The 17501-nt window shown below is 54.7% G+C and carries 16 protein-coding genes and 1 pseudogene; 7 read left to right on the top strand and 10 right to left on the bottom strand.

Features of this window, described 5'->3' with window-relative positions; translation table 11 throughout:
* The 6 genes from ACRBB0_RS23770 to ACRBB0_RS23795 all read right to left on the bottom strand — a co-directional run.
* Positions 1–391: relaxase/mobilization nuclease domain-containing protein (locus tag ACRBB0_RS23770; RefSeq protein ID WP_431376969.1), on the bottom strand; the 391-nt coding region annotated here is incomplete at its 3' end.
* Positions 388–843, bottom strand: a complete 456-nt coding sequence (locus tag ACRBB0_RS23775; protein ID WP_431376970.1) for a plasmid mobilization protein — start codon at positions 841–843, stop codon at positions 388–390. The genes ACRBB0_RS23770 and ACRBB0_RS23775, both read right to left, overlap by 4 nt.
* 1115 nt (positions 844–1958) lie before the next feature.
* Positions 1959–2732, bottom strand: coding sequence for an anti-sigma factor family protein (locus tag ACRBB0_RS23780; RefSeq protein WP_431376971.1), 774 nt, complete (start codon positions 2730–2732; stop codon positions 1959–1961).
* A complete protein-coding gene (locus tag ACRBB0_RS23785; protein WP_431376972.1) occupies positions 2729–3355 on the bottom strand; it encodes an RNA polymerase sigma factor in 627 nt (208 codons plus the stop codon). Before ACRBB0_RS23785 ends, ACRBB0_RS23780 begins: the two co-directional genes overlap by 4 nt.
* A gap of 493 nt (positions 3356–3848) precedes the next feature.
* Positions 3849–5504, bottom strand: a complete 1656-nt coding sequence (locus ACRBB0_RS23790; RefSeq protein WP_431376973.1) for a sulfatase-like hydrolase/transferase — start codon at positions 5502–5504, stop codon at positions 3849–3851.
* Between the two features lie 423 nt (positions 5505–5927).
* A complete protein-coding gene (locus ACRBB0_RS23795; protein WP_431376974.1) occupies positions 5928–6710 on the bottom strand; it encodes an ETX/MTX2 family pore-forming toxin in 783 nt (260 codons plus the stop codon).
* 624 nt (positions 6711–7334) lie between these two features.
* On the opposite strand from ACRBB0_RS23795, the gene ACRBB0_RS23800 reads away from it, so the two are divergent.
* The 7 genes and pseudogenes from ACRBB0_RS23800 to ACRBB0_RS23830 form a co-directional block, all read left to right on the top strand.
* On the top strand, positions 7335–8360 hold the full coding sequence (locus ACRBB0_RS23800; RefSeq protein ID WP_431376975.1) for a LacI family DNA-binding transcriptional regulator: 1026 nt from the start codon (positions 7335–7337) through the stop codon (positions 8358–8360).
* A 222-nt stretch (positions 8361–8582) separates the two neighbouring features.
* The gene (locus ACRBB0_RS23805; protein ID WP_431376976.1) at positions 8583–9620 is read left to right on the top strand and encodes an ABC transporter substrate-binding protein; all 1038 of its coding nucleotides are present in this window, start codon (positions 8583–8585) and stop codon (positions 9618–9620) included.
* 62 nt (positions 9621–9682) lie between these two features.
* Positions 9683–10489 carry an ATP-binding cassette domain-containing protein gene (locus ACRBB0_RS23810; RefSeq protein WP_431376977.1) on the top strand — a complete coding sequence of 269 codons (807 nt, stop codon included), beginning with the start codon at positions 9683–9685 and terminating at the stop codon, positions 10487–10489.
* Positions 10486–11730, top strand: coding sequence for a sugar ABC transporter permease (locus ACRBB0_RS23815; RefSeq protein WP_431376978.1), 1245 nt, complete (start codon positions 10486–10488; stop codon positions 11728–11730). Before ACRBB0_RS23810 ends, ACRBB0_RS23815 begins: the two co-directional genes overlap by 4 nt.
* Before the next feature lie 9 nt (positions 11731–11739).
* Entirely contained in the window at positions 11740–12468 is a 729-nt protein-coding gene (locus ACRBB0_RS23820) for an SDR family oxidoreductase (RefSeq protein WP_431376979.1), read from the top strand.
* A 1-nt stretch (position 12469) separates the two neighbouring features.
* The gene (locus tag ACRBB0_RS23825; RefSeq protein ID WP_431376980.1) at positions 12470–14116 is read left to right on the top strand and encodes an FGGY-family carbohydrate kinase; all 1647 of its coding nucleotides are present in this window, start codon (positions 12470–12472) and stop codon (positions 14114–14116) included.
* 239 nt (positions 14117–14355) lie between these two features.
* A pseudogene (locus tag ACRBB0_RS23830) lies at positions 14356–14585 on the top strand (integrase core domain-containing protein); the annotation flags it as partial.
* Between the two features lie 300 nt (positions 14586–14885).
* Here ACRBB0_RS23830 and ACRBB0_RS23835 read toward each other — a convergent pair.
* From ACRBB0_RS23835 to ACRBB0_RS23850, 4 genes are read right to left on the bottom strand one after another with little or no spacing between them, the layout of a single operon-like run.
* Positions 14886–15473 carry a hypothetical protein gene (locus tag ACRBB0_RS23835; protein WP_431376981.1) on the bottom strand — a complete coding sequence of 196 codons (588 nt, stop codon included), beginning with the start codon at positions 15471–15473 and terminating at the stop codon, positions 14886–14888.
* 56 nt (positions 15474–15529) lie between these two features.
* Positions 15530–15685 (bottom strand): peptidase M23, encoded by a 156-nt coding sequence (locus ACRBB0_RS23840; protein ID WP_431376982.1) that lies wholly within the window; start codon positions 15683–15685, stop codon positions 15530–15532.
* On the bottom strand, positions 15682–16161 hold the full coding sequence (locus tag ACRBB0_RS23845) for a hypothetical protein (RefSeq protein WP_431376983.1): 480 nt from the start codon (positions 16159–16161) through the stop codon (positions 15682–15684). The genes ACRBB0_RS23840 and ACRBB0_RS23845 overlap by 4 nt, the downstream gene beginning before the upstream one ends.
* Positions 16161–17432 (bottom strand): agmatinase family protein, encoded by a 1272-nt coding sequence (locus ACRBB0_RS23850; RefSeq protein WP_431376984.1) that lies wholly within the window; start codon positions 17430–17432, stop codon positions 16161–16163. The genes ACRBB0_RS23845 and ACRBB0_RS23850 overlap by 1 nt, the downstream gene beginning before the upstream one ends.
* Between the last annotated feature and the right edge of the window lie 69 nt (positions 17433–17501).

Raw genomic sequence — 17501 nt, forward strand, 5'->3', positions numbered from 1 at the left:
GTTTGTAATGCGACAGGTTGATTGCCTTCATTTGCGACGCGTCGATTTTGGACCACACGCAATGCGCATGCCGCCGCCCGTTCTTCTCATGAAACACAATCGCGCGTGGCTGGCCTGTCAGGCCTAACCGCGCCTCGACATCTTTGATGGCAGTTTCAAAGGTCGGGACGTCGACCGTCTCATGCGGTGGCGGGTTCAACGAGAGTGAAAACAGATACTTCTTGCACTTGGTTCCGCTGGCAATGGCCTCAACCTCGGCAAATGCTTCGCCGAGGTCTTGTGTCATAAACCCCTCAACCGCATGCACGGTGACATGATCATTGTCCCGCGGATTGAGCAAATGCCGCGCCAGCTCCGCCCCAAAGGCCCGCTCGTTGCCTTCGAGGATCACGTCGCGCTGCGCTTTCCGAGTGCCTGCATCAAAGCCGAGCGGATCGCCAAGAGATGCGCATTCGCCTCAGCAATCTGAGCCTTGGTCTCCTCGCTCTCAATCAAAATGCCCAGATTGGCATGATGCGCGAGCTGATTGAGATTGCTGGCAATCCGCGACTGCCCCAACAAGGCCAGCACTTCAGCCACGGCTTTCTTATCCGCCATCGCATCCGCAGGCCGCGTCTTGCGCAACTTCGCATCTTCGGCAAACACACAAGCCCGCACATAGGCGCTGAGCGTCATCCCTGCCGCCAGCTTTTCCAACCGATCCCGCTCTTCGCGCGTCAACCGCAGCGTAAAAGGCGACATCTCCCGCCGAGGCGACGCCTTGGACGGTTTGCTTTGGTGCTGTGCTGCCGCCTGAAACCCTTCGGTCACATCAGGCGCATGCTTCGCCTCGCCCCAGCTCATAGCCCAGGCTCCGGCAAGTCGATCTGGAGCGCGGGCTCATTAGTAGTGTCGACTTCTTCCGCCTCACACGCTCGAGCCGCAATCTCATCCAACCTGTGGATAACTTCTGGCTCACCCTTGAGAACCTCCGCCCAATCCTCTAACTCAGAAAGCAACTGCTCCGCGAGCTCAGGTTCTAGGTTCCTCCTCTCCGGTGCACCACTTGAGACTTTCAGGTCTTCGAACTCCCTTAACGCTATGAACCGTTTGCTATTTCTGGGGTTCTCGGTCCCTCAATTCGTCTTTTCTTGATGCGGTCTGCGAAGGCCCATTTCAGGGTCAATCTTCGCATTTTGATTTGACATTTTCATTTACTTTCAGTCTCTTACGGTGGTCGGCGCGTGTTTTTTTCGTCAAACGTTTGAACAGGGGCCATCGGTTTGGTGGAGTGTTCGGCCAGTATAGCTTTGCGTTTTCCAATCCGGCGCTTTTGACTCGAAACCTGCAATCCCGTTGCGGTTTCTTCCGTCCGACATACGAACTAGAATCTGATCAAACTGCTTTTCAAGTTCAAACATCTGCAGCTTGTTGGCGATGGTGGTTCACAAGGTGATTCACCGTCGATGCTGCCAGACGGAACAGGGTCTTGCTTGGTTGCGAAGTTTTCACAAAGGCACCAATTTCGTTTTCGAGCTTGTCGCCAGGAATGGACTTGGCATAGCTGTCGCAAGTCTTTGTTTGGCAAACAAAATAGTCGTAGTGCCTTGAAGGGCCCCTTTGATGAGGGCGACATCATGGCCACGCCACAGCCATCACAGCAAACAAGGCCGCGCAGGACAAAGTCTTGGCCGATGTTCCTGCGCAGCGGGTTTTTTGCCGTTCTGCCTCGGCGGGCTAAAATCTTTTCAAAGGACTTGAGTGAGATCAGCGGCTCATGCTCGCCTTTAAGCTAGGTGATACGGCTTTGTTACGCAAATCGGAGTGAGAGGGGACTTCGCTCAAATCCCGGTTTATGCAACAAAGCTCAGGCGGTTGGGCACCGTATACCCCATGGTATTTGAGTGGTTTCCTAACAGCTTTGTCTCTTTACAATCCGTAGACGTTTTACACTTGCAAAATCGCTACTGGAAAGCCGTCTAGACCTGTATCGCCGCCGCCTGTGCAATCTCGAGGAGATCTGTGCGACCATCATCGCCCACGATCACGAAATTCGCGTTGCCCTCTCCCCATGTCACAAAGTCAAAGTCACCAAAGTCGCGTTCTGCAAATCCCTGCTGCGGGGTGTTCGTCGCCATCAAGCACAAGGCGACGACCTGTGCATCGGCGTCCGTAAACATCAACTGTGCGACGGGTTTACCTGCTGCAACCAGCAGCCGCGCGCCCTGGAAGGTCAGCCCTTGCGTAGACAAATCCGGCACGCGCACATTCGCCCCGACCGTCGTTGTCAGCCAGCTTTCGATATGATCGGCTTCGTCTGCGCCAACCTCAACGAGATGGCGTTCCTGCTCAGCATACACACGATGATAGGTTGCGATGTCCTTTAACCAACTCGGAGCCGCCGCAACTTGATTGTTCTGGGAAAGGCCACCAACATAACCGATCGCGCCACCAAACAGCAACGCCACTGCAGTCGCGCCAGCTGCAAGCCAACGACGCGCTGACGGTATGCCTGCGTCATTCGCCACAGGCTTAGTCGGCGCATTATGTATGGCCGCGGCCAATTCAAATGGCACTGGCTCCTTCAACACTTGCGCAAACTCTTCCTGCGCTACGTCATCAGCCGCCATCAACTCTTCAAGCTCTGCCTGCAGTGAAACATCGGCCTCAAGAGCCTGTTCTATCTCTCGCGTTTCGGCCTCTGACAATTCGCCATCAAGGAACGCGCTCAGTTTTTCAGCGTACTGGGTCATTCGCTTACTCCTTGCGGTTCTGCAATCTTTTTGGCCAAGGTTTTGCGGGCCCGATGCACCCGGCTCATCACTGTGCCCACCGGAATATCAAACAGCTCAGCGGCTTCTGCATAGCTATAGCCCTCGACCGATACGGTCAGAAGCACAGCGGATAATTCCGCAGGCAAGGATACAATCTGCTTTTGCAACTGTGCCGTCACGACCGAATCCTCGCCTGTCTGCGTAGTCAACAACTCAGAGGTTTCGTCCGCAGGAACCGTCCCTTGCCCGACACGCACCGTACGCTTGCGCATTTCGCTGATCCAAAGGTTGCGCGTAATGCGAAACATCCACCGGTCCAAAGGTTGAGAGGGGTCCCACTGATCTGCTCGACTGAGCGCGCGCAAACACGCCTCTTGCACAAGATCATCGGCCTCGACGACAGAACGAGTCAAGGACCGGGCAAACCGTCTTAGCCTTGGTAAAAGCACGATCAGGTCTTTTTTCAGATCAGCCGACACATCACCCTCGCGATCACGAGCGCTAAACTCTGACGCCCTCCACTTCACGGTCCTTACTGCAACGCTATGCACCGGGATGCAACGTCGTTGGTCAATCAAATCTCCCGTTACAACCGCATTCATTGCTGGCACCTTTTCACCTGTTTCAAAAGGTTTACGCGCCAGTCACCAAAATTATTCCATTTTTTTTGCACCCCACGGGAATAACCCAAGGGCCAATGCGTATTTGTTCGGCACTCAACGCCCATATGTTCCTCAGGAAATGGACCGAAACCAAAACCGGGAAGACCGCCGTGAAACGCAGATAGGTCAGCACAATCGCGGTATTTGTCATGCTGGGTTGCGCTGCATCAGCGCAAACCGTCCGCACCGTAAATTCTGATGTTACAAAAGTCACTTTGTCAGCCAAGATCGGCTTGACGCCCATGTGTTGTGTCAGGGTGAGTGAATGAACTTAACTTTGACAGTGGCTTATGGAGTGGTTGGCCACCCTTTGATCGAACGCAAATGTGGTGCTTGGTGTCTCTGGCTGAATGGGGCCAGACCCTAATTGCTGCCGCCCCAGGAATTTCACAGCCTGGAGCGACGCTTACATTTTAATTGGATCGCTCTGCGTCTACTTGTCGGGCAGCTTTGGTGAGGTGCCCACATATGCCTCAATCAAAGACGGGTGTACCTCTGATCCATCGTACATGAACGGCAACACCCCCTTTAGCCCGGCCGCGCCGCGTTTGTTGATGATCGCTTCGTCAGATTTTGTGACCCGCTGCGACATGCGCCGCCCCCATTGCGCGAGGTAGCCATAGAGCCGGTCAATCGTTTCGGCATGGTCGTCTGTTTTTCCCAGATCTACATATTCATCGGGATCGTTTTGGAGATCGAACAACATGGGCCGAAAGCCGCCTTCCGCGTGCATCATCTTAAAGCGCCCATCAAAGACCATGAACAAGCGGCAATCGCGCGGGGTTAGGTCGTAGGCTTCGGACATTGTGCCACCGACGGTGCTGGCAGAATAGTCAAATTCGCTGATCAGGTACTCGCGCCAGCTTGGGCTTTCACCTGCCAGCAATGGCATCAATGAGCGACCTTCGAGAATATGCGTCGGCACCTCGCCACCTGCGGCCTCGACAAAGGTGGCCGCGATATCAAGACTTTCAACCAAGGCATCGCTGGTTTGGCCTCGGGTTGTGTCGGCGTCTTGGCGCGGATCGTAGATGATCATCGGCACTTTGGCAGATTGGTCATGGAACAGTGATTTCTCGCCCATCCAGTGATCCCCAAGATAGTCGCCGTGATCAGATGTGAGCACGATCATCGTGTTTTTGATCTCACCGGTTTCTTCGAGATGATCCAGAATACGCCCCAGATGGTCGTCGCATTGCTTGATCAGGCCCATGTAGGCCGGGATCACCTTTTGGCGGACCTCATCGCGCTGAAAGGCCTGGCCGACGCGGTTGGTCATATAGGCATTAAAGACCGGGTGTGTGTTGTCCAGTTCCATCTCGTGACGGCGCGGTGGGGGGACGTGTTCTTCGTTGAACATATTATGATAGGGGGCCGGTACGATATAGGGCCAATGCGGTTTGATATAGCTGACATGCGCGCACCACGGGTCTTTGGCTTGCTTCATAAAGTCAATGGTGCGGCTGGTCAGCCATGCTGTCTCGGAATCCTCTTCGTGGATGTGGGCTGGCCTGTCGGCGTTCTCATACATCCAGCCAGAGGCGATCTGGTTGCCGTCTTTCACGCCTGCATTGGCATGGTCGGCCCAGGGGTTGTCGCTTTCCGAATAGCCCTTTTCTTTGAGGTATTCGTTATAGGGGGACCGACTTTCATCATATGGCCCCGCGATCCCTTCGGCCCAAAGACCGTCATCACGGATGTAGATGTCAAATCCACATTCAGCCTGACGTGCGCCAATCACGCTGTCGGGGTCCAGGCCCAGTCGGCTCATCCCTTCGACGTCGGCTTCCATATGGGTTTTGCCAATCAACCAGCAGTCCATGCCTTCGCGGCGCAGGTGATCACCCAGTGTCAGCTCCCCCACACGCAGCGGAAAGTTGTTCCACTGCGCCCCGTGGCTGGATGGGTAACGCCCGGTGTAATAAGACATGCGGCTGGATCCGCAAATGGGCGATTGTACATAGGCATTGGTAAAGCGCAGGCCCATCTCGGCAACTCTGTCAAAGTTCGGAGTGTGCAGATGGGGATGGCCTGCGCAGCTGAGGTAATCAAAGCGCAGTTGGTCGTACATGATGAAAAGAATGTTCATTTCAGTCGGTCCTCGTTCATATCAGTGGCTCCTCTCAAAGAATGCAGGCAATCCGGGGTCGCATTTTCGAATGCGGCCATGGACAAGTTTACGGACCTCAGGCCCGGTTGATCTGTTTGGTAACGAATACGCCCTCAGTCACGCACCGCAGACATTCGGGCGTTGCAAAGCATCGGTTTGAATGGCTCCAGACCAGAAGCAGGCCGCATGTTTGATCAACGTCTGGCTTGGTTTAAAGCCTGTCGACCAACGCTATTGTGGACGGGTTGCCTGTGCGTGCTCGATGCCCAATCACCGCCTGCAACAAACAACTCAGCCATTTCTTGCGATTATTCCTTCCGGTTAACGCGACGCCAAACAGCAAGAGGAAGGCGAAAGCATTGCGAGGATGCCGTCGGCGCGGTGTCCCCGCAGTCAGGCCGCTTATGCGGGCTCAGGCTTAGGTTCCGGCTGGGTCTGGAATTCGCGGACCACCAAGCCGTTTTCGTCCCAAGAGCCGCGCGCGATAATGCGGCCTTTGGCAACCAGCGTCCCGTCGAGTTCATATTCATCGGCGGTCACTATGAAATTTTGCCCGACAACGGCGTCCATCGTGCCGTTGGTCGACACATCGAAGGTTGTGGGATGCCAACCCAATTTGTTGATCAGATCGCTGATCTGCTCATTCACATAGCGGTTGGCGGATGGGGACCGCACATAGACCCTGCCGCGCACTGTCACCATGGCTTTGAACGGGACGCGATAGGTTGCTTCGTTAACGATAAACGAGGTGATGATTTTGCGGTGGGGGGGCACGAAGATCGTGCTCTGATAGCTCCAACTGCGGGATTCTGTTTCGGTCTGGGTTGAGGTGCTTTTGGTGCTCAACGATATGGAGGTCTTGGTACCTCCGACAAAGGGAACGTCGGCCTCGAACTCAGTGTTGACGCTCAGCGCGTTTTCGACGCTCCAGGAATAGGTTTCGGTTGTCGTTTCTTCGACAACGAATTCCTGAAAGTGCTGGGCGGAGGTGCTGTTGATGAATTCCGATCTTGCCACTGTGATCGGGTTGATTTCGCCGGGGAAGACATCGCCGAAGACCAAATCCTGCTTCTCAATATACATGTCGGATTTGGATTCCACCCACTCGTATTTGCCTTGGCTGGGGAAGTTCTGTTCCGTGGCGCGGGCCACGCGGTCGCCGACTGTTTTGTATGGGCTCGTCATTTGCAAATTCCTTTCCTTGCAATATGTTACACAGGTTTTGCCTGTGTGGGTTGGGTTCGGGGGGGTAACGCGGGGCTGCGTGACCGTCTGCACAAGGGTTACGCATGGTCACGTCGGATTATTCACGGCAAAGGAGAAAAAGTTTCGAGCCATGCATTTTCTATGACGGGCGCTTTGCGATCTGGCCCTGACCACGCCCTTTTTCATGCGTGCCAGCCGGGTATAAAGGCGCGTTCAGCGTTCAGTCATCAGGGCACTCACCATGGCGAAATCGCGCGTTAGAAGGACAGTGTCTTTCTTTGGGCCAAGAATGATCCTTTGGGCCAAGGATGATCGGCCCGTGCGAGAGGTTCCCATTTGTGAGGCCGTAGAGTGGAAAAAAAACGCCACCAAAAAAAGGCGCGCGTTCTGACAAGATCCGAACCAAGCTGATCGCGCTTTTGACGTGGCCGATGCACTTTGTCGCGGAACAGGAGCGTCTGCAATTTGATCGTTAGGTTGGGGGCATTCCTCTGAAAATAGTGCAGAAGGTATTCGCCAACATTGCTATTGACTCAACTTCAAACCGTAAGTTAAACGATTAACTATAAAACGTTTAACAGCGTTTGAGGGGGGAGACTAACGATGAGCCATAGGGTGTCCATCAAGGACGTCGCGAAAGAAGCGGGCGTATCAACCGCGACTGTTTCGAACGTTTTTAGCGGCAAGAAACCGGTGAATGACGATTTGGCCGCGAAGGTGAAAAGCGTCGCGGCCCGGCTTGGGTATCAAGTCAACAAAGCGGCGTCTTTGCTTCGCTCTGGTCGTAATAGTGTCGTTTCGGTTTTGGTTCCCGATTTGTCAGACCCATTTTTCACATCAATCATCACCGAGATAGAACATCTGGCTACCGATGATGGGTATGAGATCATTGTTGGAAATTCCAATGACAACGTTGTCACTGAGGCAGGGCGGCTTGACGCTTTGATGGCATGGCAGCCTGCGGGGGTGATTGTCATTCCGTGCACAGACAAAGTGCCGGATCGCCTTAAGACGGAACATGACACGCCCTGCGTCTTTCTTGATCGTATTTCCGAATTTGATGTCGCGGACACTGTCACGATCGACAACGTCGGAGCAGGTATGATCGCGGCAAAGCATCTGACCGACAAAGGGCACACCTGCGTCCTTGTTGCTGCGTCTGATCTTGAAATTGCACCGATCCGAGAACGGGCAGAGGGCGTTGAGGCGCAAATTCAACGGGTTGGCGGTACGGTTGATTTCCTTGAACTGGGGTCCGATCCGCAAATTGGCGCAGCGACCTTGGCCGCATGGATGGATGTGCATCCGCTGCCGTCTGCTATTGTCGCGACCAATGACATGACGACGCTTGCGGCATTGTCATGCATCGCGGATCGCAAGTTCGAATTGCCCGACAAGATTTCCGTTGTTGGATTTGATGACTATGCGTGGATGCAGGCACGCCGCACCGGCATCACGGTGATCAAGCAGCCCGTCGAAGACATCGCAACATCCGCATGGGAGCTGTTGAGGAAACGCATTGGCGGTGACACGTCGCCCATCGTCAATCGGGTCCATGAATGTGGGCTGGTTGCCAGAGATTCCGTCAAGAGCTTCATTACCGGGCAAACCGACGCCCCCCCAAAATGATCGCGTTAACTCAGAACGACATAAGCACGGGCAGCGCCGCAATGGCGATGAGCATATGTCGTGATGAACTAACCAAACCGGCTGCACTGCGCAGCTAAGCGCCGAAAGGCGTCGTCACCAGATTTTTAAGAATTTCGGCACGGCTTCGTCTGTGAACGGGAGGGATGTGTCTAAGGCCGCATCAAAGGGGTTCAACTGAACCAAAAAAACTTGGAGGAAACTATGACTAACTTTTTCAAAGCTGCGGCGGCGTCTACGCTTGTCGCCACACTATGCGCATCGACTGCGATGGCTGACACAGTGGCATTCTTGATGCCCGACCAAGCGTCGACACGGTATGAAGAGGCGGATTGGCCTGGTTTTCAAGACGCGATGGCGGGTTTGTGCTCCGACTGTGAGTTGATCTATCAAAACGGCAATGCCGACGTCGCCCTGCAACAACAGCAGTTCAACTCCGTGATCGCACAGGGCGCATCCGTCATCGTGCTTGACCCCGTCGACTCTGCGGCGGCGGCTGGTCTGGTTGAAATCGCGCATTCCCAAGGCGTCAAAGTGATCGCATATGATCGTCCAATCCCGGACAAAGTGGCTGACTTCTATGTCTCTTTTGACAATGAAGGAATTGGGTACGCGATTGCTCAGTCTTTGGTCGATCATCTGCAAGCGACAGGTGTTCCCGATGGCGCTGGGGTTCTGCAAATCAATGGCTCTCCCACAGATGCGGCGGCTGGTTTGATCCGCGACGGTATCGACCGTGCGCTTGACGCGTCTCCCTATGTGACGCTTTCGGAGTTCGACACACCTGATTGGGCTCCGCCAAAGGCTCAGGAATGGGCCGCAGGTCAGATCACACGTTTTGGTGGCGACATCATGGGTATCGTTGCTGCCAATGACGGCACTGGCGGTGGCGCGATTGCGGCACTCAAAGCGTCTGGCGCGGATCCGCTCCCACCTGTCACAGGCAACGATGCTACCATCGCGGCACTGCAATTGATCATTGCTGGCGACCAGTACAACACAATCTCCAAGCCATCGCAGATTGTCGCTGCCGCCGCTGCGGAAGTTGCTGTTCAGTTGCTCAAAGGCGAGACGCCCAACGCCACAACCGAACTCTACAACACGCCTTCGCAGCTGTTTGTGCCGGCCGTTGTGACCCAAGAAAACATCAAAGAGCTGATCTTTGATGCCGGCATCCAAACTGCTGAAAAAGTCTGCACCGCAGAATACGCAGACGCCTGTGCCGCACTTGGCATTAAGTAAGTGACACGGTGCGGTGCCTGATTGCAGGCACCGCACACCAATGTGGCGAAGAGGAGGACGTCATGACACAGGGAAACACGCATAGAGATGCGCGGGATCCTATCTTGCGGTTGCAAGGGATCGGAAAACAATTTGGTGCTGTGACGGCTCTTGAGGATATTGCATTAGATGTTCACGCGGGCGAAGTTGTCGCCCTTGTTGGTGACAATGGCGCGGGCAAATCGACCTTGATCAAGGTGCTTGCGGGCGTGCACCAACCCACATCGGGGACCATCGAATATCTCGGTGAACAGGTGACTTTGGACACCCCAGGCAAAGCCTTGGAGATGGGCATTGCTACGGTGTTTCAGGATCTTGCCCTATGTGAGAACCTCGACGTTGTGTCGAACCTTTTTCTGGGTCACGAACTTTCGCCTTGGCGTTTGGATGAAGTCCAAATGGAGGTGCGCGCTTGGACCTTGTTGCAAGAGCTCGCGGCACGAATTCCATCTGTTCGCGAACCCATCGCATCCCTTTCGGGGGGGCAGCGTCAAACCGTTGCGATTGCGCGGTCGCTTTTGCTCGACCCTAAAATTATCATGTTGGATGAACCAACAGCGGCCCTTGGCGTTGCCCAAACAGCTGAGGTTTTAAACCTTATTGAGCGTGTGCGGGATCGCGGCCACGGTGTCATCTTGATTTCGCACAATATGGAAGACGTGCGCGCTGTGGCAGACCGTATCGTTGTCCTGCGATTGGGCAAAAACAACGGCACCTTTGATGCCGATACTTCACATCAAGACCTCGTTTCAGCAATCACCGGTGCCAGCGAAAACGCTGTGTCCCGTCGTGCGGAGCGCAAACTCGCAAAAGTGGGCGACACTCAATGACACACGACACAAATAAACCTCAGCTTGATCGGGCAGATAGCCGCGTCAGGCACGACACTGGCCTTATAGGGGCGGCGCGTGGGTTCGTGGATCAGGTGCGATCCGGCGATTTGGGCATGTTGCCGGTCTTCGTCGGCCTCTTGCTCATCTCGGTTGTCTTCAGCAGCCTGAATCCGGTGTTTCTGGCCCCAAATAACCTTGTGAACCTGCTGTTTGACGCCGCCGCAGTGGGCCTTATCGCGCTCGGTGTCGTCTGTGTTCTGCTCCTCGGAGAGATCGACCTGTCCATCGGTTCCATGAGCGGGCTTGCATCTGCGATGACGGGGGTTTTGTGGGTTAATTCCGAGGTGCCTTTGTCGCTCACTATCCTGGCCGTTGCTTTGACAGGTGCGCTTGTCGGTGCTCTCTTTGGGTTCCTGCGCAATCAATTTGAAATGCCGAGTTTTGTCGCGACCCTTGCTGGTCTTCTGGCGTTGCTAGGTCTTCAACTCTATATTCTTGGGCCGACTGGCTCGATCAATATGCCATTCTCGTCACCATTGGTCCGGTTTGGCCAAATTCTCATTATGCCCGCCTGGCTGTCCTACCTTGTCGCCGTTATTCCCGGTGCCTTGATCATATTTGGGACCGCCCGCGCCAACGGGCAACGCGTTGAGGCGGGCCTTTCGTCCAGCGGTCTCAGCGCGGCAATGGCCAAGGCTGTGATCCTAACAGCGGCTCTGGTCTTCGCAGTATTTTATCTTGAACAAGGTCGCGGCGTTCCTTGGATGTTTGGTGTGTTTGTCTCTTTTGTTGTTGTCTTGGATTATGGGCTGACACGGACGAAATGGGGGCGGTCCATGTTTGCCGTGGGTGGCAATGCAGAAGCCGCGCGCCGATCCGGTATCAACGTCAACCGCATTCGAATGTCTGCCTTTGTGGTATGTTCGACACTCGCAGCTCTGGGCGGGGTGTTTGCCGCCGCACGATTGGCCTCAGCCAGTCAGCAAGCAGGTACAGGTGATGTAAACCTAAACGCGATTGCCGCGGCAGTCATTGGTGGCACGTCGCTGTTTGGCGGCCGAGGAACGGCGTGGTCCGCCCTGTTGGGGGTGATTGTGATCATGGCCATATCCAACGGTCTGACCCTTCTGAACCTCAGTTCTTCACTTCGCTATATGATCACAGGTGCGGTTCTTGCCCTTGCCGTGATCGTCGATAGTTTGGCCCGCCGGTCTCGTGCCAGCCATGGCCGCGCCTAAGGAAACGACATGTCCAAGTCCATGCAAAACAAATGTGTAGTTATAACCGGTGCAGCGTCTGGCATAGGTCTGGAATGTGCCAAAACACTGATCGGGGCAGGGGCGAAAGTCGCCCTTGTCGATCATGCCGAAGACAAATTGCGCAGCATTTGCGATGATCTCGGCGCAGGCGCACATGCCATTGTCACTGATCTTCTCGATCCAACGAGCGTTTCCGAAATGGTCCCCAAAATCCTTGATCAATTGGGCGGGCTGGATGTGTTCCATGCCAATGCCGGGGGATACGTTGGGGGGGCTTTGGTCGAGGGCGATCCGGATGAATGGGATCGGATGTTGAACCTCAACATCAACGCAACCTTTCGGGCGGTCCATGCGGTGTTGCCGCATATGGTTGCGCAGAAATCCGGTGATATCATCATGACCAGTTCGATCGCAGGCGTTGTTCCCGTAATATGGGAGCCAATCTACACCGCATCGAAACACGCCATTCAGGCCTTTACCCACACGGTTCGCCGGCAAGTGGCCACTGATGGCGTCCGGGTCGGAGCAATTCTCCCAGGGCCGGTTGTCACAGCATTGCTGGATGACTGGCCCAAAGAGAAAATGGACGAGGCCTTGGCAAATGGCAGTTTGATGCAGCCACAAGAGGTTGCTGATTGCGTGCTTTTCATGCTGACGCGCCCCCGCAATGTCACAATCCGTGATCTGGTAATATTGCCCAATAGCGTGGATCTGTAGCATGGCCCATTCGACTTGTTTCATCGGGATCGACGTTGGCACCGGTAGTGCACGCGCCGGTCTCTTTGACGAAACCGGCGCGATGCTGGGCACGGCCAAGCGCGAAATCACGATTTACAAAGACGCGGGCCATATCGTTGAACAATCCAGTGACAACATATGGGGTGCCATTTGCGCGGCAGTCCAAGAGGCTTTGGCCGAAAGTGGCGTCACGGCGGATGCTGTCAAAGGTATTGGGTTTGACGCGACCTGTTCACTCGTGGCCTTGGATAAGACATTTCAGCCAATTTCGGTAAGCCCGTCCGGGGACAATGCGCGGAATGTGATTGTCTGGATGGATCATCGCGCCACCGCACAAGCCACCCGGATCAATGAGACAAAACACAGGGTGTTGAATTATGTCGGGGGCACGATTTCCCCTGAGATGGAGACGCCGAAACTGCTTTGGCTAAAAGAAAACCTGCCAGAGAGTTACACCGCAGCAGGGCAGTTTTTTGACCTGACCGACTATCTGACGTGGCGCGCGACGGATGATCTTGCGCGGTCCGTGTGCACTGTCACCTGCAAGTGGACTTATATGGCCCACGAAAAGTCCTGGGATGAAAGTTACTTCCATGCGATTGGTCTCAGCGATCTGGCGGATGATGGTTTTGCACGGATTGGCACAAATATCGTTGATGCAGGGACGGCGTTGGGATCTGGCCTTACGGCTCAAGCGGCAAACGACCTTGGCCTGACTGTCGGAACGCCAGTGGGCGCGGGTTTGATTGATGCCCATGCCGGTGGCTTGGCGACCGTCGGGGCCAATGGGCCCGCTCAGGGCGGACAAACGGTGCAAGGCGCGCAAGATCGCATGGCCTATGTGTTCGGGACTTCCGCCTGCACCATGTCATCGTCACAAGACGAGGCATTTGTGCCCGGAGTTTGGGGGCCATATTACTCGGCGATGGTTCCGGGTTTATGGCTGAGCGAGGGCGGGCAATCTGCGGCCGGAGAGGCCATCGTGCAACTGGTAAAACACCATCCCGCCTATGCACAGACGTCACAACTTGCAAAGGGCGCGGGACAGTCTTTGCTGACATACCTGCTCAATTACATTGCCGATCTTGTTGATCACCCCTCCGACGCTGTGGTGTTGGCCAAAGATAAGATCGTGGTGCCTGAATTCTTGGGCAATCGTGCGCCTTTCGCCGATCCAAATGCCAAGGCGGTCATATCGGGGTTGGATGCAGATGTGAGCGTGCAAAGCCTCATTGGGCTCTACATTGCCGGTATCACGGGGCTTGGCTACGGGCTCCGACAAATTCTAACGGTACAGGCGGCCAATGGTGTTGATCCAAAAATAGTTGTGATCAGCGGGGGGGCGGGCGAGCATCCGATCGTCAAACAGCTATTGGCGGATGCCGCCGGTATCCCATTTGCAGAACCCAGCGCAGCCGAGCCTGTTCTATTGGGGGCTGCCATGTTGGGGGCTGTGGCGTCAGGGGTGAAGACCGATGTCGCCACAGCCATGACCGAAATGTCGTCGCTTGGGCGTATTTATACACCTGCAACCGGGCGCATTGAACAGGCGCACTCGCAGCGTTACCGCGCATTTGAAGCCTTACAATCAGCCGCTCGGTTGGGTCGCAGCGCAATAGGGGAATGACAGCTCACACGGTGGCATATGATATGTGATACCTCTGCAAACAGACTGGCTTTTTCTCAGACGACTCTGGTTTGCATTAATACTTACCCTGCCTGATCTGCACTGGTGTCTGATTGCCTAGGGCTGTTTGCAAGAGCCTGGGATTGCAATGTCAGACGGACCGATTTAGCACCGCTTCGAACTTGTCGGCTGATCGAAATTGGGCCCCGGGGAGCACCTCTTTGATGCCTCCGATGACACGGGACGAGCTGCTGAACGCGGAGATGTTCGACAGCCTGGATTACGCCCGTCGAAAGCTGGCACTTTGCCGATACGATTACAACAACGTCAGACCGCATAAATCGCTCGGAAATCAAACGCCCACACAAACGCGCCGGACGCTTGAGCAATTTGAGGGCTCCGCGCCCGGCGCGCTTACCCAAACTGACGACGAGCACTTGAAAACCAGACCCGCAGACTCTCGCTATGAAGGAAGGGCTCGGGGGGCAGGCCAAAATCAATGTCGGATTCTAAGCTGGCAATAGGAAGAAATTTTAACTGCCGATCCATGGCTCGAGGCGGTCACTGAATGGTAGGGTGCTTTTGTTTTTTCAGTCTACAACAAACGTACCAGGCAAGTATTTGGGATTGCTGCTTCGGACACCGACAGAACGTAAGTTAGTGCCCTCAAAATCCGCTTTGTTCGCGCTGCTGTCCTTCGCGCGTGAATTTCAATGTGTTTAGCGACCAATGTTGTCAGATGTCGGATCTGAACCCGGAGCTAGCATCGCTAGGTCAATGAGATTTCTTCTACGTCCTCTGAGAAGCGCCCTCGCTCAAGCAGTATGGTCAGAGTATTCTTTGCAAAAGCACACAAGCGTACCCACTCGTTTGACGACCTAAACCAGTTGACATCCCAAGTGTCTTCGTCGGTAGCGTTAGAGGCTTCTTCAAAGAAATGGATAAACTCGGCGATTGCCTTCTTTTCTTTCTCAATGAAAACGTTGGGAGCTTTGTCATAGTCAAGGGGCAACCAATCATCGACCATATTAATCGCCTCAAATGCACCAAGCCGTGCAAGATCATCAAAAGAGCAATACAAGTCCAGAAGCTCAATCACGCGATTGCGTAATCTTTGAGAAAGAAGTTGCTGACTGATCTCATACATTTCTGAGTCATGGAACATCTTGGATGCGTTGTCTAACGTCAACAATTTCTGCGTATTGAAAGTTTGCCTGGCTCGTGATGTCGCCCCGGTCCGTTCACTTTGGCCCGTGTTGACCGGTGTAAGCCCAAAGCAAACCCGTCTTGTCCCGGCATTTGCTTGTGCAGCATCTGCTGGTCGGGAGGTTGAGCTGCAGTTAGCTTTGCCAAACATGAAGGATTGCTATTGTGATTGGCCGCCACATGAGAAGGCATGGCGGCCAATATTTGTTATCTTCGCAATGCAAAGATGAGCAGGGCAACCGAGAGAATCGCCAATCCGGCGACCATGGGTTCAACCCCATGCGGGTGCAGATGGGCGCCACCGTGTGCCAAAGCGGGCGTGGCTATGAGCGCTGAAACTGCTGTGAATGTCAGTGTTTTCATGTTTCGATTTCCTTTTTACGTGTCAGTAGAAAGTCGCGGATATCCAAGACTGATTTTTCTTCCATCGAGACATAGATCAGCGACATATTGGTGCGTTCTGAGACCATTTCACCGGGGAATGGCAGATAGCTCAACTCGCGTGATCCGAAAGACGGCGAGGCTGTGCCCACTTGCCATTCGGTTTTCAATTCCACGTCGATGAGCTTGAGCGCCTTTGGCCCCGTACTTGAGGCGCGTTCAAAGGGCACGCCTGCCAGCTTGAGATAGCTCGCTTTGTCCTTGGCTTGCAGATAGCCGTCAATGAATTGCACGGCCAAAACTTGCAGATCGGCGGCCTCATCTTGTTCGTGCATATGCGAATGCATGTGGTCCGCGTGGGCATGATTGTGACCCGCCCCATGAGGGGCGTGATCGTGATGGTGGTGGTGACCATGTGCGTCATGATCATGAGAGTGGTGCGAATGGTCGTGCGGCATTACGGGCCTACCTTATGCGGGCCAGCGTTGGACCAGCGCTTGCCAGAAAACTCGCCATGCGGCAGGGCAACGGGTTTATCGATATGACGCTTGTGCGCCCCCAGTTTGTTGTTGGAGACCAAAGCCCCCAACACATCCACAATCACGCGCGTGCCCATCAAAGCAGTGATATCAGAGGTGTCATAGGGCGGAGAAACCTCAACCAATTCCATGCCACAGATGCCCTCGGCCGCGATGCCAGAGGCCAAAGCAAGCGCTTCACGTGGCAAAAATCCACCGGGTTCAGGCCAGCCTGTGCCAGGAACAAAACCGCAATCGATGCTGTCGATGTCAAAGGACAGATAGACCATATCGACGTCTTTCCACGCCATTTCCAAAGCCATTTCAATGGTCTTGTCGATGCCCATCTTCTCCATGTCGCCCATGGTGATGATATTTGTGTTGCGCTCGCGGGCGACCTTGACCGCCTCGCGCGGGACTTGCCAGCCGCCGATACCGATCTGAACCAAATTGGTCGCAGGCACATTGGGCAGGTTGGTGGAATGGAACCACGGCGTCGTGTGCATCCGCTCATCCAAGTCTTTTTCTTGGATGTCTGCGTGGCGATCAAAATGCACGATGCCGATTTTCTTGGACGTGCATTCGGCGATGCCGCGTACACACGGAAAGCCGATGGAATGGTCGCCGCCGATCATGATCGGCAACGATCCCGAGGAAAATACATGGCTGACACCACGGCTGATTTGATCGAAAGACTTTTCGATATTGGCCGGTATTGTAAACACATCCCCCGCATCACAGAGCGTCATCTGTTCGCGCAGATCGACACCCAATTCGTAGTTATACGGCGTATAGAGCGCAGAGATCTTGCGAAGGCCTTGCGGGCCAAAACGCGTGCCGGGGCGATAGGTCGTGCCCCCATCAAACGGAATGCCCATCACCGTGGCGTCGTAATTGGCCACCTCCAACACATCCTCGGCATAGGGCGCTTTGAGGAAGGTGTTGATGCCCGCGAAATGCGGCAGTTCACCGCGCGCAAAGGTCGGGATGGATTTGTCCTCAATCGCATCCGCACCGGTCAAGCCCATGCGCAAGGCCCAGCGGCGTTCTTCATCGGCGCGGCCTTCGGGAATATCGGCCTCTTGCTGCATTGATTTCCAGCCCTGCAGCTTGGACAAATCGGGGTGGTGTGCGCGTTTTTCACGCGCCTTATGGGCTTTTGCTTGGTCCGATGGGTGGTGGGACCGTGTCCGTTTTGGATCTGAAAACACAACCGTCTCCTAATCGTCGTTTGCCCCGATTATGGGGCGGCTTCTAGGCCTTGGTGATCGACCCTGCGC

This window comes from Pelagimonas sp. (assembly GCF_050633425.1).
Lineage (GTDB): Bacteria > Pseudomonadota > Alphaproteobacteria > Rhodobacterales > Rhodobacteraceae > Pelagimonas.